This is a genomic window from Streptomyces sp. NPDC005483 (genome assembly GCF_040606035.1).
GTDB lineage: Bacteria > Actinomycetota > Actinomycetes > Streptomycetales > Streptomycetaceae > Streptomyces.
Genome location: NZ_JBEXEA010000049.1, coordinates 9,722 through 30,365 on the forward strand (window position 1 = coordinate 9,722; position 20,644 = coordinate 30,365).

At 69.2% G+C, this 20,644-nt stretch carries 21 protein-coding genes; 14 read left to right on the plus strand and 7 right to left on the minus strand.

Annotated elements, in window-relative coordinates:
* The first annotated feature begins 579 nt into the window (after positions 1–579).
* From ABZT06_RS45130 to ABZT06_RS45150, 5 genes are read left to right on the plus strand one after another with little or no spacing between them, the layout of a single operon-like run.
* Positions 580–1,878 carry an extracellular solute-binding protein gene (locus ABZT06_RS45130; RefSeq protein WP_355754492.1) on the plus strand — a complete coding sequence of 433 codons (1,299 nt, stop codon included), beginning with the start codon at positions 580–582 and terminating at the stop codon, positions 1,876–1,878.
* 52 nt (positions 1,879–1,930) lie between these two features.
* Positions 1,931–2,815: a sugar ABC transporter permease gene (locus ABZT06_RS45135; RefSeq protein ID WP_355754494.1), complete on the plus strand. Its 885-nt coding sequence runs from the start codon at positions 1,931–1,933 to the stop codon at positions 2,813–2,815.
* 6 nt (positions 2,816–2,821) lie between these two features.
* Positions 2,822–3,718 carry a carbohydrate ABC transporter permease gene (locus ABZT06_RS45140; RefSeq protein WP_355754497.1) on the plus strand — a complete coding sequence of 299 codons (897 nt, stop codon included), beginning with the start codon at positions 2,822–2,824 and terminating at the stop codon, positions 3,716–3,718.
* Positions 3,715–6,336, plus strand: coding sequence for a family 78 glycoside hydrolase catalytic domain (locus tag ABZT06_RS45145; protein ID WP_355754499.1), 2,622 nt, complete (start codon positions 3,715–3,717; stop codon positions 6,334–6,336). The genes ABZT06_RS45140 and ABZT06_RS45145 overlap by 4 nt, the downstream gene beginning before the upstream one ends.
* A 59-nt stretch (positions 6,337–6,395) precedes the next feature.
* The gene (locus ABZT06_RS45150) at positions 6,396–7,829 is read left to right on the plus strand and encodes an RICIN domain-containing protein (protein WP_355754502.1); all 1,434 of its coding nucleotides are present in this window, start codon (positions 6,396–6,398) and stop codon (positions 7,827–7,829) included.
* A 588-nt stretch (positions 7,830–8,417) separates the two neighbouring features.
* On the opposite strand, the gene ABZT06_RS45155 is transcribed toward ABZT06_RS45150, so the two are convergent.
* The 6 genes from ABZT06_RS45155 to ABZT06_RS45180 all read right to left on the minus strand — a co-directional run bounded on the left by ABZT06_RS45155 (position 8,418) and on the right by ABZT06_RS45180 (position 11,967).
* Positions 8,418–9,497, minus strand: coding sequence for an MBL fold metallo-hydrolase (locus ABZT06_RS45155; RefSeq protein ID WP_355754505.1), 1,080 nt, complete (start codon positions 9,495–9,497; stop codon positions 8,418–8,420).
* A gap of 80 nt (positions 9,498–9,577) precedes the next feature.
* Positions 9,578–9,754 carry a hypothetical protein gene (locus ABZT06_RS45160; protein WP_355754508.1) on the minus strand — a complete coding sequence of 59 codons (177 nt, stop codon included), beginning with the start codon at positions 9,752–9,754 and terminating at the stop codon, positions 9,578–9,580.
* Complete coding sequence (locus tag ABZT06_RS45165; protein WP_355754510.1) at positions 9,751–9,954, minus strand: hypothetical protein; 204 nt, start codon at positions 9,952–9,954, stop codon at positions 9,751–9,753. The genes ABZT06_RS45160 and ABZT06_RS45165 overlap by 4 nt, the downstream gene beginning before the upstream one ends.
* Positions 9,955–10,539, minus strand: coding sequence for an MFS transporter (locus ABZT06_RS45170; RefSeq protein WP_355754512.1), 585 nt, complete (start codon positions 10,537–10,539; stop codon positions 9,955–9,957). It abuts the gene before it with no gap.
* 41 nt (positions 10,540–10,580) lie between these two features.
* Positions 10,581–10,961 (minus strand): hypothetical protein, encoded by a 381-nt coding sequence (locus ABZT06_RS45175; RefSeq protein WP_355754514.1) that lies wholly within the window; start codon positions 10,959–10,961, stop codon positions 10,581–10,583.
* A gap of 64 nt (positions 10,962–11,025) precedes the next feature.
* The gene (locus ABZT06_RS45180) at positions 11,026–11,967 is read right to left on the minus strand and encodes an extracellular solute-binding protein (RefSeq protein WP_355754516.1); all 942 of its coding nucleotides are present in this window, start codon (positions 11,965–11,967) and stop codon (positions 11,026–11,028) included.
* A 108-nt stretch (positions 11,968–12,075) separates the two neighbouring features.
* On the opposite strand from ABZT06_RS45180, the gene ABZT06_RS45185 reads away from it, so the two are divergent.
* Positions 12,076–12,840 (plus strand): IS5 family transposase, encoded by a 765-nt coding sequence (locus ABZT06_RS45185; protein ID WP_355754518.1) that lies wholly within the window; start codon positions 12,076–12,078, stop codon positions 12,838–12,840.
* A gap of 428 nt (positions 12,841–13,268) precedes the next feature.
* On the plus strand, positions 13,269–14,072 hold the full coding sequence (locus ABZT06_RS45190) for a class I SAM-dependent methyltransferase (RefSeq protein WP_355754521.1): 804 nt from the start codon (positions 13,269–13,271) through the stop codon (positions 14,070–14,072).
* Positions 14,073–14,212: 140 nt separating this feature from the next.
* Here ABZT06_RS45190 and ABZT06_RS45195 read toward each other — a convergent pair whose 3' ends face one another.
* Positions 14,213–14,632 (minus strand): extracellular solute-binding protein, encoded by a 420-nt coding sequence (locus ABZT06_RS45195; protein WP_355754523.1) that lies wholly within the window; start codon positions 14,630–14,632, stop codon positions 14,213–14,215.
* Positions 14,633–14,800: 168 nt separating this feature from the next.
* Here ABZT06_RS45195 and ABZT06_RS45200 point away from each other — a divergent pair, with 168 nt between their 5' ends.
* From ABZT06_RS45200 to ABZT06_RS45230, 7 genes are all read left to right on the plus strand, one after another.
* Positions 14,801–15,544 (plus strand): SDR family oxidoreductase, encoded by a 744-nt coding sequence (locus ABZT06_RS45200; protein WP_355754525.1) that lies wholly within the window; start codon positions 14,801–14,803, stop codon positions 15,542–15,544.
* 55 nt (positions 15,545–15,599) lie between these two features.
* A complete protein-coding gene (locus ABZT06_RS45205) occupies positions 15,600–16,334 on the plus strand; it encodes a FadR/GntR family transcriptional regulator (protein WP_355754528.1) in 735 nt (244 codons plus the stop codon).
* Entirely contained in the window at positions 16,331–17,476 is a 1,146-nt protein-coding gene (gene dgoD, locus ABZT06_RS45210; protein WP_355754530.1) for a galactonate dehydratase, read from the plus strand. The genes ABZT06_RS45205 and dgoD overlap by 4 nt, the downstream gene beginning before the upstream one ends.
* A gap of 80 nt (positions 17,477–17,556) precedes the next feature.
* Positions 17,557–18,177 (plus strand): bifunctional 4-hydroxy-2-oxoglutarate aldolase/2-dehydro-3-deoxy-phosphogluconate aldolase, encoded by a 621-nt coding sequence (locus tag ABZT06_RS45215; RefSeq protein ID WP_355754532.1) that lies wholly within the window; start codon positions 17,557–17,559, stop codon positions 18,175–18,177.
* Between the two features lie 41 nt (positions 18,178–18,218).
* Complete coding sequence (locus ABZT06_RS45220; RefSeq protein WP_355754564.1) at positions 18,219–19,139, plus strand: sugar kinase; 921 nt, start codon at positions 18,219–18,221, stop codon at positions 19,137–19,139.
* Positions 19,140–19,154: 15 nt separating this feature from the next.
* A complete protein-coding gene (locus tag ABZT06_RS45225) occupies positions 19,155–20,042 on the plus strand; it encodes an SMP-30/gluconolactonase/LRE family protein (protein WP_355754535.1) in 888 nt (295 codons plus the stop codon).
* A 158-nt stretch (positions 20,043–20,200) separates the two neighbouring features.
* A complete protein-coding gene (locus ABZT06_RS45230) occupies positions 20,201–20,626 on the plus strand; it encodes a cation:dicarboxylase symporter family transporter (protein ID WP_355754537.1) in 426 nt (141 codons plus the stop codon).
* The last annotated feature ends 18 nt before the right edge of the window (positions 20,627–20,644 follow it).

Here is a 20,644-nt window from a genome sequence, read left to right on the forward strand (position 1 = left end):
GCGCCGAGCTGAGGGTCCGCGCCAGCGCGCCGAGCTGAGGGTCCGCGCCAGCGCGCCGAGCTGAGGGTCCGCGCCAGCGCGCCGAGCTGAGGGTCCGCGCCAGCGCGCCGAGCTGAGGGTCTGCGTCGACGCGCCGAGCTGACGGTCCGTGCCAGCGCGCCGAGCTGACGGTCCGCTCGACGCGCCGAGGGGATCGTCGCGTCGGCGCCTTGACATCGCGCCAAGCGCTCCGCCGGCAGTGCCGCGACGTGCTGTCGGCACTCCGCGGCACCATGCGACCGGGCAGGCCGCCCCCGCGCTCTTCGGACCGCTGCCGAACCGCAGTCGACTTCGCCCGGACCTGCGCCCGTCCGCCGCGCCCGTCCGCAGCTCTGATCGTCCGCAGCTCTGATCGTCCGCGTCGGCCTGCCGCGCTGATCAGCGGTTCGTCACCTCGCGCTCGCGGAAGTGCAGCCGGTCGCCCTGCAGATGCGGTTCGGAAACATCCCCGACAGATCCTTGACACACGCAGAAACGGGTCATAGGTTCCCGGCATCCCTCAATTGAAGCGTTTCAACGCACCTGCGCCGAGGAGCACCTGTGCACAAGACCCTCAGAACCCGCCGTATTGCCCTCCTGGCGACCGCGGCCACCGCGAGTCTGCTGCTGAGCGCCTGCGGCGGCGGAAGCGCCTCGGGCAGCGACGTCAAGGCGTTCACCCTCACCATCAACGACGACAACCACATCGTGCAGCAGGAGCTCACCACTCTGGGCAAGGGCTCGTGCGCGACGCAGAACAAGGCTCTGCCGCTGAAGATCCAGACGCTGCCGATCGGCAACGTCGACCAGAAGGTGCAGCTTCTCGCCGGCCAGAACGCCCTGCCGGTGCAGTTCGCGGCAGGCGGCACCCCGCAGCTCACCAAGACCCTCGACAAGGCCGGCCAGGTCCTGGACCTGGAGAAGACGCTCAAGGACCTCGGCGTCTGGAACGACATCCAGCCGGCCGCCGTCAAGACCGTCGAGAACCTCTACGGCAAGTTCAACGTGATGCCCTACCAGTTCAACATCGAGGGCATCTGGTACAACAAGAAGCTCTTCGCCGACAACGGCATCGCCGTCCCGACCACGTACGACCAGTTGGTCGTGGCAGCGGCGAAGCTCAAGGGCGCCGGTGTCACCGCGTTCTCCGCGGACGGCAAGGAAGGCTGGCCCCTCACCCGTCTGATCAGCGGCTACATCTACCGCGAACTCGGCCCGGACGCCCTGCAGGCGGTCGCGGACGGCAAGGCCAAGCTGACCGACCCCGCCTATGTGAAGGCCGCACAGGCCATCGCCGACCTGGGCAAGGCGGGCTACTTCGGCAAGGGCGTCGGATCGATCGACTACGACACGGCAGCGCAGCAGTTCCTGACCGGCAAGGCCGCGATGTACTACATGGGCAGCTGGGCGCTCGGCGACTTCAACGACCCGGCCAAGAACAAGATAGGCGCGGACAACGTCGGTTTCATGCCGTTCCCGACCGTCGCGGGCGGCAAGGGCAGCGCGGACCAGATCCCCGCCAACGTCGGCCTCCCGGTCGCCGTCTCCGCGAAGTCCTACAACGCCGAGGTCGGCGACTGGCTCTCCTGCATCAGCAAGAACTACGGCGCCGCCTCGCTGAAGGACCAGGGCACCGTCTCCGGTTTCAAGCCGAACGGCGACACCGGCAAGCTGCCGCCGCTCACCCAGACCGTCCAGGACACCATCACCAAGACCGAGACCAGCACCCTGTGGTTCGAGGCGCTCTTCAACACGAAGGCGACAGAGACCAGCCAGACGAATGCTGCGCCGCTCGTCAACGGCTCCCTCTCGGCCAAGGACTTCATGCAGAAGATCCAGGCGGATCTCGACAACGGCTGACCTTTCCGCACCGCTGTGATCCGCGCCAACCCCCCTTCGTGAGAGAGCCGACATGCGTTCCGTTCTGGGAGACCGCCGTGCCATCGCCGTCCTGCTGGGCCCGGCGCTGCTGGTGTACACCCTGGTCATGCTGGTACCGATGGGCTGGTCCCTCGGCTACACCTTCTTCAAGGGCAACGTCATCGAGGGCTTCACCTTCGGGGGGCTCGGAAACTTCGACAAGCTCTGGCACGACCCGCAGGCGCACTCGGCGCTGTGGTTCACCTTCAAGTACGCGATAGCGGTCAGCGTCGGGCAGGTCCTCTGCGGGTACCTGCTCGCACTGCTCTACGTGTTCGTCCTGCGCAAGTCGTCCGCGGTCGTCCGTACCCTGGTGTTCTTCCCGGTGATCCTGCCGACGGTCGCCGTGGCCCTGATGTTCCAGAAGCTCTTCGCCGTGGCGCCGCAGAACGGCCTGGCCAACGTCGCTCTCGAAGGGCTCGGCATCCACCACGGCGACTGGTTCGCCGGCGCGGGCGGCTCCTTCATCGTCCTGGTCGTCATGGACGTGTGGCGCTCCATGGGCTTCTACGGCGTCCTCATCTTCGCCGGACTCCTCGACATCCCCGACGAGACCCTCGAGTCGGCGCGGATGGACGGCGCCACCGGATGGCGGCTGATCCGGCACATCGTCCTGCCGCTGTCCGCGCCCGTGCTGCTGTCGTCGGTGGTGTTCAGCATCAACGGCACCCTCAAGGTCTTCGACTCGGTCCTCGCCCTGACCAACGGCGGACCGGGCAGCGACACGACGCCCCTGACCCTCTACATGTTCCGCACCGCGTTCTCCTACGGCGACTACGGCTACGGCAGCACCATCGCCTCGCTGCTCACCGTCGTGTGCCTCGGGGTCACCCTCATCATCTTCCGCTTCTCGCGCCGCGACCTGACCAAGGGCTGAACCTCCATGACCGACACCCTGACGGCTCCGCCGCGGGAAAACCTGGCCCGTCCCCGGCCGGGTACCGTCCAAGGGCGAGCGTACGCCCGGCGCCTGACGCGGAACCTGCTCGTCGCCCTGCTGGTCGTCGTCGAGGTGGCGCCGCTGCTGTGGCTGCTGCTGAGCTCCTTCAAGACCCAGTCCGAGTTCGTCAACGACCCCGCCTGGTCGCTGCCGGGCAAGTGGGACCTGCACAACTACGCCGACGCCTGGACGAGCGGGCACGTCGGCCTCTACATCCGCAACAGCCTTCTGGCCACCGCGCCCTCGCTCGCCCTCATCATCGTGCTCGGCACGGCCGCCGGCTTCGCCCTGGAAGTCATGATCTGGCGCGGCCGCCACCAGGTCCTCCTGGTCTTCCTGCTGGGCATCATGGTGCCCAGCCAGATGATCCTGCTGCCGCTGTTCCGGGTGTACTTCCAGAGCGGGCTCTCCGGCACGATGTGGCCGCTGATCATCACCTACACCGCGGTCGGCCTCCCGCTCACCGTCTTCATGATGGCCACCTACTTCCGGGCCGTCCCGCGCGAGATCTTCGAGGCCGCCACCCTCGACGGGGCGAGCATGCTCACCGCGTTCTGGCGGATCGGATTCCCCGTCGTCCGCAACGCCGTCTTCACGGTCGCGCTGGTGCAGTTCTTCTTCATCTGGAACGACCTGCTCGTCTCGCTCACCTTCACCACCGACGACAGCCTGCGCACCATCCAGGTGGGGCTGCTCAACTTCACCGGGCAGTACGGTGAGACGGCCTACGGACCGCTGTTCGCCGCGATCAGCATCAACGTGGTCGGTGCCCTGGTGCTCTACCTGTTGATCAACCAGCGCATCATCAAGGGCCTGACCGCCGGGGCGGTGAAGGGATGAGCGACGCGCGGACACCCGCGGTGGACGTCCCGACCGCGGAACATTATCGGGTGCCGTTCGGCATCGGCGAGTCGTCGCCCCGGATCTCCTGGAAGACCACAGCACCTGCCGACTGGACGCAGCAGGCGTACCAGATCGAGGCCACCCGCGCCGACGGGACGTGCCGCACCGACTGGCTGACCTCCCGGGACTCCGTGCTCGTCCCCTGGCCCCTGCGGCCACTGGCGTCCAGGGAAGCCTGCGAGGTCCGGGTGCGGGTCCGCGGAGCCGACCAGGTGACCAGCGACTGGAGTCGACCGCTGCGGATCGAGACGGGGCTGCTGACACCGACGGACTGGACGGCCCGCGCGATCTCGCCGCACGAGCCGCACGAGCCGCACCGGCGGGAGAGGCCGGCCGCCGAGCGCCGGCCGCCCTTGCTGCGCAAGGAGTTCGCCGTCGCCGCGGACGTCGAGCGCGCACGGCTGTACGTCACCGCCCACGGCCTGTACGAGATCGAGATCAACGGACAGCGAGTGGGCGACCACGCGCTCGCGCCCGGCTGGACCAGCTACCACCATCGGCTGCGCTATCAGACCCACGACGTCACCGACCACCTGCGCGCCGGTGCCAACGCCATCGGCGCGTGGCTGGCCGACGGCTGGTACCGGGGGCGGCTGGGCTTCGGCGGCGGCCACGCCGACCTGTACGGCGACCGGGTCGCGCTCATCGCCCAACTGGAGATCGTCCACCGCGACGGAACCGTCACCGTCGTCGGCACCGACAGCTCATGGCGCGCCGGCCAGGGCCCCGTCCTCTCCTCGGGACTGCTCGACGGCGAGACCTACGACGCGCGCGAGGAAGTGCCCGGCTGGTCGAGTCCGGGGTTCGACGACGGCGCCTGGTCGCCGGTGGACAACGTCGAGCGGGACCCGGCGACCCTGGTCGCACCCACTGGCCCGCCGGTGCGCTGCACGCAGGAGATCAGCCCTGTTCTGGTGACCGCTCTCGACGTTGACCGTCTGCTGGTGGACTTCGGGCAGAACCTCGTCGGCAGAATCCGCATCACCGTCGACGGCCTGGCCGGGCACACAGTCGTCATCCGCCACGCCGAGGTGCTCCAGGACGGCGAACTGTGCGTCCGCCCCCTGCGCGACGCTGTCTCCACCGACCGGTACGTCCTGCGGGGTGCCGGACCCGAGACGTGGGAGCCGCGCTTCACCCTCCACGGGTTCCGGTACGCGGAGATCACCGGCTGGCGCGGCGGCGACCCGTACCGCGACGTGGTCGCCCGTGTCCACCACACCGACATGGCCCGCACCGGCTGGTTCGCGTGCTCCAACGAGCAGGTCAACCGCCTGCACGAGAACGTGGTGTGGAGCCTGCGCGGCAACTTCGTCGACCTTCCCACCGACTGCCCGCAGCGCGACGAGCGGCTCGGCTGGACCGGCGACATCCAGGTCTTCGCACCCACCGCCGCCTTCCTGTACGACTGCCACGGGATGCTCGCCTCCTGGCTGCGCGACGTTGCCGTGGAACAGCACGACGACGGGACCGTCCCCTGGTACGTACCCGAGATCCCGGGGGGCGAGCAGTGGACCCCCGCCAGACCGGGCGCCGGCTGGGGCGACGTCGTGGCACTCACTCCGTGGGATCTCTACCGGGCCTCGGGCGACACCGCTCTGCTCGCAGCCCAGTACGAGAGCGCACGGCGATGGGTCGACCTCATCACCGAACTGGCCGACGAGTCGGGCCTGTGGAATCGCGGCTACCAACTCGGCGACTGGCTCGACCCGTTCGCACCCCCCGAGGACCCCAGCGCCGGCCGCACCGACCGCCACCTCATCGCCACGGCGTACTACGCATGGTCCCTGCGGCATGTGGCATGGACCGCCGACGTCCTGGGGCGCGAGGACGAACGACGCCACTACGAAGACCTCGCGCGACGCGTCCAACAGGCGTTCGCCGACGCGTACGTGCTGCCCGGCGGCCTGATGACCAGCGACACCCAGACCGCCTATGCCGTCGCCCTCCAGTTCGACCTCCTCCCCGACGCGGCGTCCCGGGTCGCCGCTGGACATCGCCTGGCCGAACTGGTCGCGGCGGGCGGGCACACCATCCAGACCGGGTTCATCGGTACTCCGCTCGTGGCACCCGCGTTGAGCGCCACGCACCATGACGACACCGCCTACGCCCTGCTCCTCCAGCAGGAGTGCCCCTCGTGGCTGTACGCACTCAAACACGACGCCACCACCATCTGGGAACGCTGGGACAGCATGCTGCCCGACGGCACCGTCAATCCCGGCGAGATGACCTCGTTCAACCACTACGCCCTCGGCGCCGTCGCCCAGTGGCTGCACACCACCGTCGCCGGGCTGACCATGAGCGCGCCGGGCTACCGGGACATCGTCTTCCGCCCGCGGCCGGGGGGCGGCCTCACGTGGGCGAGCGCCGCCCACGAGTCACCGTACGGGCGCACGGCGATCCGATGGGAGCTGCGGGAAGCGCATCTCACCGTCGAAACGACCGTGCCCACGGGGGCCACCGGACGGATCGAGTGGCCCGACGGAGGCGTGAGCACCCTGCCGACCGGGACCACCACCACCCGACGGCCGCATCCCGGCTCCGACTCACACTGACCGGTCCATGATCCCGGTCGGTTCACGCCAACAACCCCAGCGAAACAAAGGAGTCTCGCATGAGCAGCCAGCACGCCGCCGATGAGTCCCGCCCCGGAACAGGCAGACATCGCCAGCATTCCGTCCTCGCCACGATCGTTGCCACCCTCCTGACGGTTCTCGGCTTGATCACCGCTTCCCCCGCACAGGCACTCAGCGGTGATCTCCGCATGCACGACCCGAGTGTCATCAAGGTGGGCAGCTGCTACTACGGCTTCTCCACCGGATTCGAGAACGACCCGCTCAACCCCAGCGGATCCATCACCCTCCGCAAGACGTGCGCCGCCACGGCGGCCTCCGGATGGACCAAGGTCGGCAACATCTGGTCGTCGACCCCGTCCTGGATCACCGCCAAGCTCGGTTCGACCCCGCCGAACATCTGGGCCCCGGACATCAAGTATTTCAACGGCGTCTACCACCTGTACTATGCCGGTTCGCTCTGGGGCTCGAACTACGCGGTGATGGGCCTGGCCACCGCCACGAACATCGAGGGCCCCTGGACCGACCAGGGCATGGTCACGGACGTCAACTACCCGATCGACCCCAACGTCGACTGGGGGCCGGACGGCCGGCTGTACATCTCCTGGGGCTCCTGGACCGGCAGCGGTACGTACATGCACGTCCTGGACCAGACCACGGGCAAGCTGTCCACCACCGACAACAACCTGTGGCACATCGCCGTCGGCATCGAGAACCCGACGATCATCCTCAACGGCGGCTATTACTACCTCTTCGGCTCCAAGGGCACCTGCTGCAGCGGCGTCAACAGCACCTACTACACGGTGGTGGGCCGCTCCAGCAGCATCACCGGGCCGTACCTGGACCAGAACGGCACCGACATGGCCTCCGGTGGCGGGACCACCGTTCTGACCGGCGCCTACCCCAGGGTGGCCGCCGGTGGCGCCGATGCCTATGACGACGGCACGTCCAAGTTCCTCGCCTACCACTACTACGACGGCGACAACTCCGGGCAGGAGACCCTCGACATCCGGCAGGTGACCTTCGCGGCCGACTGGCCGGTCATCGCCGGTCCGCTCGGGGCCTCGAACAACCACCTGCTGAACCGCAACAGCGCCAAGTGCGCGGACGTCTGGTCCCTGAGCACGGCAGACGGGGCGGCGGTGAACTCCGGCAACTGCAACTCCGGGGCCAACCAGCAGTGGGTGCCCACCCCCGTGGGCTCCACCTACGAACTCGTCAACGTCAACAGCGGCAAGTGTCTGCAGATCTCCGGCGCCTCCACCGCCGACGGTGCGGTGGCCGTCCAGTCGACGTGCACCGGGGCCTCGCACCAGCTGTGGACGAGGACGGCGGTGATCGGCGGCTACGTCACCTTCAGCAACGTGCGCAGCGGCAAGTGCCTGGAGGTCGCCGGGGCGTCGACCGCCAACGGCGCCGCCCTGGACCAGGCAGCGTGCACCGCCGGTGCCAACCAGCAGTGGATGGTCGTCTGACGCGCAGGGCAACCGCCGACCGGCGGGGACTCCGGGCCGGCCATGCACCTCGGCCTGCCCGGAGTCCCCATCCGCGCCCGGGGTGCGCGCGCGAAGTAGTGCCCCCCCGGGCTGGGCAGGCGAGGTCGTATCGAACAGAACGCTTCGGCGGCCGGGGGTCGTGTGGCGGCAGCCCGTCGCGGTCAGCTGACGGGGAGGGAGGAGGGGGGCGGCAGGTCCTGGTCGCCTGCGGGCCGGCTCTCAGCACTGCGCCGTGGCCTCTGCATATGAAGCGGCTGATGCGTCCGGGGCCGCCCGCACGACGTGACGCGGCAACCCGCACACAGTTCGACGAAAGCATCACACGTGTCTTCCAGCTCCCCGAGAAGCGTGAGACCGGGCCGATCCTCGACGAGCGTGCAGCGCTGCGTAGCCGATTGGCTCGGCGCCCCGACGGGATCCTCGTCCTCGACGACCCTGGGATCTGTGTGTTCGCCGCCTACGCCACCACCCGCGGACGGGCTCTGATGGACCGGGAGTTGTACTGCTCACAGCAGCCGACGGTCACCGCCGCGCGGGTAGGCGGTGACCGTCCTGTGCACACGAAGCTCAGCAACAGGCTGTCGTACGGGTGCTCGTGGCAGCCATCGTTGTCGCTGCGGGGGTGGCAGCCTCCCGGTCCTGGGCGATGCGGCCGCGCAGCATGATCTCCACGATCTTCATGAAGCGCTGTGCTGCCGAGGTGCCCACGATGAACGGGTTCTCGCGACCGTCCGGCGCGCTGCGCAGTCGCTCCATGCGCTCGAGGCCGTAGTCGGCGAATCCGTGGTTGCTGAGTTCGATGTCGACGCCGGCCCGCCTCGTCCGGGAGGCGAAGGCGAGGGCGGAGGAGAGGTAGGTCTCCTTGCTGGCGGTGGCCGCGGGCGGGTTGGTCCCGCCCCACAGCATCGCGGTGTGGGCGCGGCCCCGCCAACGGGCCGGGAAGATCGGCGAGACGGTGCCGGGTGTGTGACCCGGCGTGTGGTGGAGCGTCACGGTGGTGCCGCCCAGCGTCAGCTTCTGGCCGTCGGCGATGTCCAGGTCGCGGGCGGGCGCGTTGTCCGGGTTCGTGGAGGCGACGAGGTCCCAGTCGGCCGGGGCCATCATGACCCGGGCGCCGTACTGGTCGGCCAGGTACTGGGCGCCGCCGAAGTGGTCACCGTGGCCGTGGGTGACCACGACGTACTTGATCGTCGACGGATCGGCCCCCAGGCTGCGCAGTCCGGAGACGATGTACTGCTCTGCCTCGCCCGGGTTGTCGAGGGCGTCGATGAGGATGATGCCGCCCGGGGTGAGGATCGCCGTGGCGGACACAAAGCCGACGCTGAGCACGGCGACGTTGTCGAAGATTCGCAGTGGCGCGGGAGCGGGGGGCCTCGGCGGGGTGTAGCCGGCGGTGAGCGCGCTCACGATGCTCTTGAGGTTCGGCGTGTCGCCCGCCAGTTCGGCGGCGCGGTCGAAGTAGTCCTGTGCGGTCGGGTCCGGGGACGCCGAGGTATCGGCTGAGGCGCGCTCGGGAAGCAGGCACGCAGCACCGGCGGCGACCGCCGTGGCGGCGCCGAGCTGCCAGAAGCGGCGACGCGTCAGGTCGTCGTGCGGGTGGACTTCGGGCGATGTCGGCCGAGTGGGGTCAGCCTGCGGCTCGTTCATGCGGGGCTCCTCGAAATCGGGGGAGGGATGGGGTGGTGTCGTCAGGCCTGACCGGCCCTCTGTCGCCGGTACGCGGATCCTCAGGCGGTGACGACCGCCTGCTCGTCCTTCTCGCCGGCTTCGGCGTCACTCAGCGGCACACCCTGGCGTTCTTTGAGGAAGAAGGTGACGGCGAGCCCGATCACCGTCACCACCGCGAGGTAGACGGCGACGGAGTACACGGTGCCGGTGGTGGACTGCAGGGCTTCGGCGATCATGGGCGCGAAGGCGCCGCCGAGTACGGCCCGATGGCGTAGGACAGTGCCGCACCGCTGTACCGGACCGCGGTGGGGTACAGCTCCGCGAACAGTGCGGCCTGTGGGCCGTAGGTGAGTCCGAGGCCGATGCTGTAGAGGACCAGCGCCACCACGATGAGCCCCTCGTTCGCCGTGTTGAGCAGTGCGAAGAACGGGAACATTCATGCGAGTTGGATGACGAAGCCGATGCGGTAGACACGCAGGCGCCCGATCCGGTCGGACAGCCGCCCGCCCGCCAGGGTGCTCGCCAGCCATCCCACAGCGGCGACCATCACGCAGATGAGGATCACCGTCGGGTCCATGTCCAGATGGTTCACGGAGTAACTCTGGACATAGCCGCCGGTGGTCATGTAGCCGACGGCGTTGTTGGCGGCGAAGAGCAGGGCGCCGGCCACGACGAGCGGCCAGTGGTGTTTGAACAGGGTGGCGATCGGTGCCTGGGACCGTTTCCCGGACTCCTTCAGCTCTTGGTAGGCGGGGCTTTCCTCGACCTTTCGGCGGATGGCGATCCCGGCGGCTACGAGGACGACGCTGACGTCGGGAGGGCGGAGAGGTTCTTCCGCCAACTCGGCCGCTCGGTACGGCGCGTCCCGAAGGGGGAGGGCACACCCGGTGTCGGCGACGCCGTCCGCGTCGTCGACCCGCTCGGCTTCCCCGTCGAGTTCTTCTACGACATCGAGCACGCCGAGCGGTTGATCCAGCGCTACGACCTGCGCCACGGTGCCGAGGTGGCCCGCCTGGACCACTTCAACATCTGTACTCCTGACATACCCGCCGCCTACGCTCACTACAAGTCGCTGGGTTTCGGCTGCTCGGAGACCATCGAGGGCGACGAGCACGAGCTGTACGCGGCCTGCAGCAGCGCGAGCCCGGCGGACAACGCGACCATCACCGGCACCTGGACGACCGCGAACAGCAGTACGCGACCGATGCTGCGCACAAAGGCGTGATCGGACAACGCGTCGGAGTAGTTGCTCAGCGCCACGAAGACGGTACGGCTGCCGCCGAGCCCCAGTGGCCCGGTGTGCTCGACATCCATGACGCTCTGGTAGACGGCGTAGCCGATGGGGACGGCGAAGGTCAGCAGGAACAGCAGGAAAAAAGGCGCGACGAAGGCGACGGGCGCCAGGTTTCTGCGGCGCCGGGGTGCTCGGGTGCGGGTGGGCATCAGAATGCTTTCTGGAGTCCGGAGGGGAGAACGGCGGCGGCCGTGTCGCGCCCTCCGGAGGCGGTCACTGGCCGGTGGAAACCTTCAGGCCCTTCCTCTTCAGGTCCTCGACGGTCTGCTTCTGTGCCTGCTGGACCGCGGAGACGAAGGTGCCCTTGCCGGCCACGGTGGCCTGGAAGCCGTCGTTGAGGTGCTGGTAGGTGGCGTCGATCGTCGGTATCCACTTCCACGAGGTGTCGATGTTCTTGTCCGCCTGCGCGAAGACCTCGTTGTACTTCTGGCCTCCGAAGAACGCAGACGGCTTGTCCAGCGAGGAGCCCTTGTACGCGTCGGCGCCCGCGGGCCAGCCGTATCCGCCCTGCAGCAGCAGGTCGACGCTCGTGGGGTCAGTGTTGAGCCATTCGGCGAACTTCAGGGCTTCGGGGATGTGCTTGGCGCCCTTGAGGACGGCCGTGGAGGAGCCGCCCCAATTCGCGGAGGCGTTCGCGCCCTTGGTCCACTGCGGCATGGGCGCCACCGCCCACTTGCCGGCGGTCTGCGGAGCGTTTCCGCTGATGATGGCGTCGCCCCACTGGGCACTGACCCACGAGGTGACGGCGCCGGACTGCAGGTCCTTGTACCAGCCGTCGGCGAAGTCGGGCTCGGTCTTGATCAGTTTCTTGGTGCGCAGTTCGTCCCAGTAGGCGGCGACCTTGAGGGTCTGCGGGGAGGCGATGTTCACCGACCAGGTGTCGCCGTCGACGCCGAGCCACTTGGCGCCGGCCTGCCACGCGAGTGCGGTGAACCAGGCCGAGTTGCCGGGCGGGAAGGTGCCGATGGAGGCCTTCGGGTCGGCGTTGTGGATCTTCTCAGCGGCCTGGGCGTACTCGTCCCAGGTGGTGGGCGGAGCGATGCCCCACTTCTTGAACAGGTCGGAACGGTAGAACAGGCCCATCGGACCGGACGCCTGGGGGATCGCGTAGACGGCCGAGCCGAAGACTCCCTGCTGCCACTGAGCCTTTTCCAACCTGGCTCGGTGGGTGGGTAGTGCGCTGGTGGGGCGGTGTCCGGACGTGAAGAAGCTCCTGGTAGACGGGTTCACGACCAAGATCGCCTGTCCAACAGGAGCTTCCGCGTGCTTGTCTACCCGTCCGGCGTCGATGTGTCCACCTCGTCCTTGCGCTACCTGTCCGCTCGCCTGCGGGCCCGCCGTCAGGAACGTGGAACTCGCTGGCGCCGCGTGAGCGCGGGCCGCCAGGCCCTGCTCGTCCTGGCGCACCTGCGCTGCGGTCATACCTACGCCCAGCTCGCCGCCGGGTTCGGCGTCGGCACCACCACCGCCTACCGGTACATCGCCGAGGCCATCGATGTCCTGGCCGCCCTCGCCCCGACTCTCGCCGAAGCGATCAAAACCGCCTCCGCCAAGCCATACGTCATGCTGGACGGCACGCTGCTGCCGATCGACCGGATCGCCGCCGACCGCCCCTACTACTCCGGAAAACACAAGAAACACGGCATGAACGTGCAGGTCATCACCGATCCCGCGGGGCGGCTGCTGTGGGCCTCACCCGCGCTGCCCGGCGCGGTCCACGACATCAAGGCCGCGCGGACCCACGGCATCATCGACGCCCTGACCGAAGCCGGCGGCGCCTGCTTCGCTGACAAGGGCTACCGGGGTGCCGGCGGCACGATACGGCTGCCCTACTGGGGCCGATGGGAGACGCTGTCCGCAGGACAGCAAACCGTCAACCGCTCGCACGCCAGGATCCGCGCACTCGTCGAGCCGGCCATGGCCACCCTCAAGACCTGGCGCCTCCTGCGCAAGCTCCGTTGCAGCACCACCCGCATCACCAAGCTCGTTCAGGCCGTCCTCACCCTGCACCTCACCTGCTCAGACTGAGGTTGGAGACAGTTCACTTCCTCGCCATCGCCGCAACCCTTATATGCCGCCGCAGGCTCACCAACTGAAATGACGCCCAAGTAGGAAAAACCGGTGGACTTCGTCGGGATGCTTGGCAATAGAGGCGGTCGCTGGCGGCCCTTCATCCGGACGCGGCGTTTCGGCAATGAGTTTGGATGTCTGTGCCTAAAGCGCTCCGCAGTGAACGCGCGCTTGTTGCCGACCACTGTCCCCATCGTGACCGATGGGGCGCTGGTGGAGTGGGGACCTGCGTCGGTGCGGCGTGCCGCGGTTTCCCACGAAATCCGGTGGAGTCTCAACGGCCGGAAGTGGTTGGGTCCTGCTCAATGCTTCGCTGACACGGCCCGGCACAGTGCGAGGCGCAAGGTCCGAATCGCGGCGCGGTCTAGCCCGCGTGTCGTCGAGTGATGGAGGTTATCGCGGTGGCTGGTTATGGGGCGCTTTCCGACGTATACGAGTGGCTGATCGGGGACGACAGGTTGACCCCCGCCAAGGCAGCCGCGGTTTACTACAGCGATGTCGTGGGCTCTCTGCCGCCCAACGCGCGCGTCCTCGACTGCGCGTGTGGAACCGGCCAGCTCGCCGTCGGTCTCGCGAGTCTTGGCCTTGACGTGGTCGCCGCAGACGCCAGCAATGGGATGGTTCGCCGGACTGAGAAGGCCGCCGACGAGCAGGGTGTCTCGCTTCGAGCCCTCCGCGCGAGCTGGGATGAGCTGCCCGACCACCTGGAGGACGCCACGTTCGATCTGGTGTTCTGCGTCGGCAACTCGCTCGGGCACGCCGAGGGCGCAGCCGGGCGCCTGACCGCACTGGAAGCGATGTCGCGGCTGCTGAATCCGGGCGGACGCCTTGTGCTCCACTCACGCAACTGGGAGCTCGTGCGCTCCGCCGGCTCACGGGTAGACGTCCGCGATCGACTCATCCGCCGCAACGACCGCGATGCGGTCGTCAGCTACTACTGGCAGATCGAGCAGCGCTGGGAGCAGGAACACTTCCTCGAGATCGTGGTCGCCCAGATCGAGCCGGATGGGGCAGTGCGAGCCTGCTCGGAGCGGTTGTCCATCTGGCCCTACCGATACGAGGACCTCGTGGCTCAGTTGCGGAGTGTCGGGCTCACGGTGCAGTCCACCACCTTCGACCCCGAGAGCGATGGATACCTGGTGGTCGCCAGCCGCGACCAGGCGCGAGGCACGTCTGAGCCGGCGCGCTGATCCGCCTCTCGTCGTCGTTGCCAACCTGCCAGCTCACGACCGCCTGCAGCGCTTCGCGAAGAGTTCAGCGCTTGAAGCGGTTGCTACGGGTGCGGTCCTCACCCTGCATCTGACCTGCTCAAGCTGAGGTTGGAAACAGCTCACTGCCAGTCCACGAACTTCGACCGGTCCTTGTCCGCGCCGTACTCGGACAGGTTCACCAGGCCGTTCTCCAGCAGGAACGAGGGGATCTCCTGGTACTCCACCTGCGCCAGGTCGGGCGCGTTGCCGCTCTTGAGAGCGGCGCGCATCTTCGCGTAGCCGCCGCTGCTGCCTGACGGGATCTTCTCCAGCTTGACGTGGATGTCCGGGTGGGTGGCGTTCCACTTGTCGACGGCCTTGTCGACGCCGGGAACCCACGACCAGAAGCGCAGGTCGACCTTCTGGCCGGGCTTCGCGGGGGCTTGCGCCTTGTCCTGCGAACCGCTCGAACCCCCGCAGGCGGAGAGGAACAGGGAGGCGGCGGCAAGGGTCACGGCGAGTGCGCCCCGGCTTCTGCGGCGGGGTGTGGTGCGGCTCATGGGAGGAGGTCCTTCCTGGCTTCGTACCGAAGCTGCTTGGTGCGTGCCGGTCAGTCTCGGAGTGTCATCGCCGCGCCGTCAAGATATATTCATAATTAATTGAAACAGCTATGGTGGGCGCGTAAGCAGGAGCGAGGGGAGACGCCCGTGATGACGGAATGCCGCAGGATGACGGGGCGCGTGGCGGTGATCACCGGGGCGGCGCGCGGTATCGGCGCTGCCACGGCCCACAGGCTCGCGGCCGAAGGGGCGGTGGTCGTGGTCACGGACGTGGACGACGTGGCCGGCAAGGCAGTCGCGGCGGACATCGCGGACGGCGGCGGACGCGCGGAGTACGTACGCTGCGACGTGACCTCGGCCGCCGACTGGGAGAACCTGGCCCGGCACGTCGACGAGCACCACGGCCGGCTGGACGTACTGCACAGCAACGCGTTCGCCCAGGTCAACAAGCCCGCCCACGAACTGAGCGAGGCCGAGTGGGACGGTCAGATGGCGGTACTGCTGAAGCTCGCCTGGCGCGCGATGAAGACGTTCGCGGCCATGCTGCGCGAGACGAAGGGCTCGGTCGTCCTGACCTCCTCGGTGCACGCGGTCATCGGCCTGCCGGGCCATGCCGCCTACGCCGCCGCGAAGGGCGCGCTGTGCTCGCTGGGGCGGCAGTTGGCCGTCGAGTACGGTCCCGACATCAGGGTCAACACCGTGCTGCCCGGACCGATCCTGACCGCTGCCTGGGACGGGATCCCGGATGCCGACCGGGAGCGCAGTGTGGCGGCCACGGCGGCCAGGCGGTTCGGACAGCCGGAGGAGGTGGCAGCCGCCGTCGCCTTCCTGGCATCGGCGGACGCCTCCTATGTGACCGGTGCGAGCCTCGTGGTCGATGGAGGATGGAGCGTCATGAAGGAGTCCTCGTGAGCGACGCGCACCTTGCGGTGGGACAGGCGCAAGGACCGATACGGAAACGGAGAACGTGGTGACCCATCCCCCCAAGGGGCTGCACGGCCAGGCCGTCGAGGAGCTGGGCCGGCGCATCATCCGCGGCGACTACCCTCCGGGTTCCGTCGTGGACCCGGTCAAGTTCGAGGCCGAGCTGGGTGTCAGCAAGACCGTCGTGCGCGAGGCGCTGCGCGTACTGGCCGCCAAGGGCCTCCTAGAGTCCAAGCAGAAACGCGGGACGACCATCCGCCCCCGGGCCGACTGGAACCTGCTCGACAGCGACCTGCTGCGCTGGCAGGGCAGCAGCGCTCCCACCGACGGCTTCCTGGAGGACCTCGCCGAGGTCCGCGCGATCGTCGAACCCGCCGGAGCCCGGCTCGCCGCGGCCCGCCGCACCCCCGCCGACCTGGACGCCCTGCGGCAGGCACTCGACGCAATGGCCGCCGCCGGTACGGACGCGGAGGCGATGGTCGAGGCGGACCTGGCCTTCCACCGCGCTCTGTTGGAGGCCGCGCACAACGAACTGCTCAGCCGGATGGAGGTCGTCATCGAGGCCGGCCTGCGCGTCCGCGACCGGATCGTGCACGGCGCCCGGCACTTCTCCGACTCCATCCCCGTGCACCAGGAACTGCTCGACGCGGTCGAGGCGGGCGACCCGGACGCGGCGGTGGCCGCCGTCGACTCCCTGCTCGCGCAGGCGTCCCATGACCTGGCCGCCGTACAGGCCCGGGAAGACCACGACGACCCGCTCCCTGAGGAAGCCCCTTGAAGATAACCGGACTTGAGACGTTCCTGGTGGCTCCGCGCTGGCTGTTCCTGCGGATCGCCACCGACGAGGGAGTCACCGGCTGGGGCGAGCCCGTGATCGAGGGCCGCGCCGAGACCGTACGCGCCGCCGTGCACGAACTGGCCGACTACCTCGTCGGCCGGGACCCGCTGCGCATCGAGGACCACTGGCAGGTGCTCACCAAGGGCGGCTTCTACCGGGGCGGCCCCATCCTCTCCAGCGCGGTCGCCGGCATCGACCAGGCCCTGTGGGACATCGCCGGCAAGACCTACGGCGTCCCGGTGCACCGCCTCCTCGGCGGCCCCGTACGGGACCGCGTCCGGATGTACGCCTGGATCGGCGGGGACCGCCCCAGCGAGGTCGCGGAGCTGGCCGAGGAGCAGATGAAGGCGGGCTTCACCGCCGTGAAGATGAACGGCTCGGCCGAACTCGCCCCGATCGACACCCCGGCCCGCACCGCCGAGGTCGTCGCCCGCGTCGCCGCCGTCCGCGAGGTACTGGGCGACGAGCGGGACATCGCCGTGGACTTCCACGGCCGGGCCTCCACCGCCATGTCACGCCGCCTGCTGCCCCAACTGGAGCCGCTGCACCCGCTGTTCGTCGAGGAACCGGTCGCCCCGGAACACTCGGGCCGGCTGCGCAGCCTGGTGGAGTCCACGAGCATTCCCCTCGCCACGGGTGAACGCCTGTACTCCCGCTGGGACTTCCGCGATGTCATGACCAGCGGCATCGCCGTCGCCCAGCCCGACCTGTCGCACGCCGGCGGCATCTCCGAGGTCCGCCGCATCGCCGCCATGGCCGAGACGTACGACGTCACCTTGGCCCCGCACTGCCCCCTCGGCCCGATCGCCCTGGCCGCAAGCCTCCAGATCGCCTTGTCCGTGCCGAACTTCCTCATCCAGGAACAGAGCATGGGCATCCACTACAACCAGCAGTGCGACCTGCTGGACTACGTGATGGACCCCGAACCCTTCCGCTTCCAGGACGGATACGCGGTCGCGAGCACCCGCCCCGGCCTCGGCGTCGACATCGACGAGAAGGCCGTACGCCGGGCCGCGGAGACCGGACACCGCTGGCGCAACCCCGTATGGCGCGGAGCGGACGGGGCGTTCACCGAGTGGTGAGCACCGCCAGGCACCGAGTGGTGAGCACCGTCGAGCCCACATACCCCGAACCCCCCGCACCCCAAGGAGAGCCCGCTCCGATGAACCTGGTGGAATCCCTCCGAGCCCACCGCCTGCTGGCGATCGTACGAGGCAAGGACGCCGCCGCGGCCCTGCGCACCGTACGCACCCTCACCGAGGAGGGCATAGCGGCCATCGAGGTCTCCCTGACCACCGCCGACGCCCTGAGCGTCATCAGGCAGGCCCGCGCCGAACTCGGCCCCGACGCCCTCCTCGGCGCCGGAACCGTACGCTCGGCGGCGGACGCCGCCCGCGCCGTGGACGCCGGCGCGTCGTATCTCGTCACTCCGGCACTGGTCGACGGGCTGGAGCCCTACGGCGTACCCGTACTCATGGGTGCCCTGACACCGACCGAGATCGAAACCGCCCTCGCACGAGGTGCCGACGCGATCAAACTCTTCCCCGGCATGCTCGGCGGCCCGGGGTATCTGCGGGCCCTGCGCGACCCCTTCCCCGAGGTGCCCTTCGTGCCCGTCGGCGGAGTGGACGCGAAGGCGGCCCGCGACTACCTGGACCAGGGTGCGATCGCCGTCGGCGTCGGCTCACCCCTCGTCGGGGACGCGGCCGACGGCGGCGACCTCGGCCAACTCCGTTCCCGGGCAGCCGAGTTCCGCAAGGTGTCCGAAGGGGAGACGCCGTGACGACAACGGCTCCACCCGAGGTCGTCACCTTCGGCGAGACCATGGCGGCGCTCCGCGCCCACGGCGCACTGCGGCTCGGCGGCGGCCTCGGGCTGTCCGTCGCGGGAGCCGAGTCCAACGTCGCCATCGGCCTCGCCCGGCTCGGGCACCGGGTGCGCTGGGCCGGCCGGGTCGGCGCCGACGAACTCGGCGCGCTGGTCCTGCGCACCCTGCGCGCCGAGGGCGTCGACATCGGCCACGCGGTCACCGACGACACCGGCCGCCCCACGGGACTGCTGCTCACCGAACCCCGCCTGGGCACGCTCACGCGCGTCAGCTACTACCGCGCCGGTTCCGCAGGGTCGGCCGTCTCCCCGGCCGACGTACTGCCGGCGCTGGCCGCGACACCCCGCATCCTGCACCTGACCGGCATCACGCCGGCGCTCGGCCCGACGGCGGCCGAGGCCGCCCTGGCCGCCGCCACCGCGGCACGCGAAGCCGGCATCACCGTATGCCTCGACGTCAACCACCGCTCCCGGCTGTGGACCGCCGACCGCGCCCGCACCGCGCTCCGGCCGCTGCTGGCCCACATCGACCTGCTCATCGCCTCCGAGGACGAACTGCCACTGGTGCTGGAACACCCGGGCGCGGACGAACTCGAGGCGGTGCGCAGTGTGCTGGCGGAAGGGGTCGGCGAGGTGGTCGTCAAACGGGGCGCGAGCGGTGCGACCGCCTTCACCGCGGACGGGGCGACCGACCGCGCGGCACGCCAGGTGGACGCCGTCGACCTGGTCGGCGCGGGCGACGCCTTCGTGGCCGGATACCTGTCCGGGCTCCTCGACGGCGCGGACATCCCGGCCCGGCTGGACCGGGCCGTCACCACCGCGGCCTTCGCCGTCGCCACCCGGGGTGACTGGGAGGGCCTTCCCACGCGGGATGAACTCGGCCTGTTCGACCAGCCCGACGGCACGACCATCCGCTGATCCAGGAGACGGAACATGACATCAACGGCAGCGTCGGCGTCGGTCGTCGTGGACGGAGCGTACGAACTCGCCGAGGGCGGTCGCTGGTTCGACGGCCGGTATGTGTACGTCGACATCCTCAGCGGCCGTCTCTTCGAACTGCGCGACGACCGCCACGACGTCGGGCCGATTGAACTCGCCTGTCTGGACGTGCCGTTGGGCGCCGTGGCGCCGGTGTCCGATCGGCCCGGCACCTGGATCGCCGCCGCGGGCACCGGCATCGCGCTGCTCACCCCCGACGGCACCTTGGACTGGCTGGACCGACCCGAGGACCGCACCCCGGTCCCCAGCCGAATGAACGACGGCGTCGCCGATCCCGCGGGGCGCTTCTGGGCCGGCAGCATGGCCTACGACGGTACGCCCGGTGCGGGCTCGCTGTACCGAACAGACCTGGACGGCACGGTGGTTCGTGTCCTCGACGGCTTGACCATCGCCAACGGCCCGGCCTTCACCGCCGACGGCACCACCATGTACCTCGCCGACACGGCAGTGGGCACCGTTCTGCGCTGCCGGGTCGATCCGGTCTCGGGCGACTTGGTGGGTGGCCCGGAGACCTTCGTCCGGCTGCGGCAGGAAGAAGGCAGTCCCGACGGCATGACTGTCGACGAGGAGGGCTGTCTGTGGGTCGCGCTGTGGGGCGCCGGCGCGGTCCGCCGCTACGACCCCGACGGCCGCCTGCTCGACACCCTGATCGTCCCCGCCCCGCATCCCACGTCGGTGTGTCTGCACCCCGACGACAACCGACTCTTCGTCACCACGGCCCGGTACGGGGTGCGGAACCCGACCGCGACCTCCGGTGCCGTCCTCAGCCTCCCCGCACCGGTCAGGGGAGGGCCGGCCTGCTCCTGGCGGGGCGCGCTCTGAGTCACCCATCGGCCCCGGGATGCTGGTGCCGGTATTGATAGGCCCGGCCTATACGGGGCATCGATTTTTGGTCGTGGACCCCTCATCTGCCGGCCGGGCCACTGTGGCGAAAGCCGCGGACCGATCGGGCTCGGTCCTGCGCGATCAGGGAGGCTGCAATGACGCATACCCCGGGCAACGGACGAGCCGAACAGGCCGCGCGTATCGCGGCGAAGCCGTGGTACCGGCAGTTGTACGTCCAAGTGCTGGTGGCGATCGTGATCGGCATCGTGCTGGGCTGGAGGTGGCCGGATCTGGCCACCGACATGGAGCCGATCGGCACGACCTTCATCACCGCGATGAAGATGCTCATCGGCCCGATCGTCTTCCTGACGATCATCGGTGGCATCGCCGGGGTCGCCGACCTGAAGAAGGTCGGACGCACCGGCATCAAGGCGCTGACCTACTTCCAGGTCGGCACCGTCGTCGCGCTGCTGACGGGCCTGGTCGCGATCAACGTCTTCCGGCTCGGCGAGGGCGTGCACGCCGACCCGTCCACGCTCCAGACGTCCGGGGACGCGAGCCAATACATCGAGACGGGGTGAGCACCAGCACTGGTGGGA

What these genes read in the sequence shown, in the direction of transcription:
- ABZT06_RS45135 (WP_355754494.1), top strand. Translation starts at nt 1,931, where the DNA reads ATGCGTTCCGTTCTGGGAGACCGCCGTGCCATCGCCGTCCTGCTGGGC.
- ABZT06_RS45140 (WP_355754497.1), top strand. Translation starts at nt 2,822, where the DNA reads ATGACCGACACCCTGACGGCTCCGCCGCGGGAAAACCTGGCCCGTCCC.
- ABZT06_RS45145 (WP_355754499.1), top strand. Translation starts at nt 3,715, where the DNA reads ATGAGCGACGCGCGGACACCCGCGGTGGACGTCCCGACCGCGGAACAT.
- ABZT06_RS45150 (WP_355754502.1), top strand. Translation starts at nt 6,396, where the DNA reads ATGAGCAGCCAGCACGCCGCCGATGAGTCCCGCCCCGGAACAGGCAGA.
- ABZT06_RS45155 (WP_355754505.1), bottom strand. Translation starts at nt 9,497, where the DNA reads ATGAACGAGCCGCAGGCTGACCCCACTCGGCCGACATCGCCCGAAGTC.
- ABZT06_RS45160 (WP_355754508.1), bottom strand. Translation starts at nt 9,754, where the DNA reads ATGATCGCCGAAGCCCTGCAGTCCACCACCGGCACCGTGTACTCCGTC.
- ABZT06_RS45165 (WP_355754510.1), bottom strand. Translation starts at nt 9,954, where the DNA reads ATGTTCCCGTTCTTCGCACTGCTCAACACGGCGAACGAGGGGCTCATC.
- ABZT06_RS45175 (WP_355754514.1), bottom strand. Translation starts at nt 10,961, where the DNA reads ATGCCCACCCGCACCCGAGCACCCCGGCGCCGCAGAAACCTGGCGCCC.
- ABZT06_RS45190 (WP_355754521.1), top strand. Translation starts at nt 13,269, where the DNA reads ATGGAGGTTATCGCGGTGGCTGGTTATGGGGCGCTTTCCGACGTATAC.
- ABZT06_RS45195 (WP_355754523.1), bottom strand. Translation starts at nt 14,632, where the DNA reads ATGAGCCGCACCACACCCCGCCGCAGAAGCCGGGGCGCACTCGCCGTG.
- ABZT06_RS45200 (WP_355754525.1), top strand. Translation starts at nt 14,801, where the DNA reads ATGACGGGGCGCGTGGCGGTGATCACCGGGGCGGCGCGCGGTATCGGC.
- ABZT06_RS45215 (WP_355754532.1), top strand. Translation starts at nt 17,557, where the DNA reads ATGAACCTGGTGGAATCCCTCCGAGCCCACCGCCTGCTGGCGATCGTA.
- ABZT06_RS45220 (WP_355754564.1), top strand. Translation starts at nt 18,219, where the DNA reads ATGGCGGCGCTCCGCGCCCACGGCGCACTGCGGCTCGGCGGCGGCCTC.
- ABZT06_RS45225 (WP_355754535.1), top strand. Translation starts at nt 19,155, where the DNA reads ATGACATCAACGGCAGCGTCGGCGTCGGTCGTCGTGGACGGAGCGTAC.
- ABZT06_RS45230 (WP_355754537.1), top strand. Translation starts at nt 20,201, where the DNA reads ATGACGCATACCCCGGGCAACGGACGAGCCGAACAGGCCGCGCGTATC.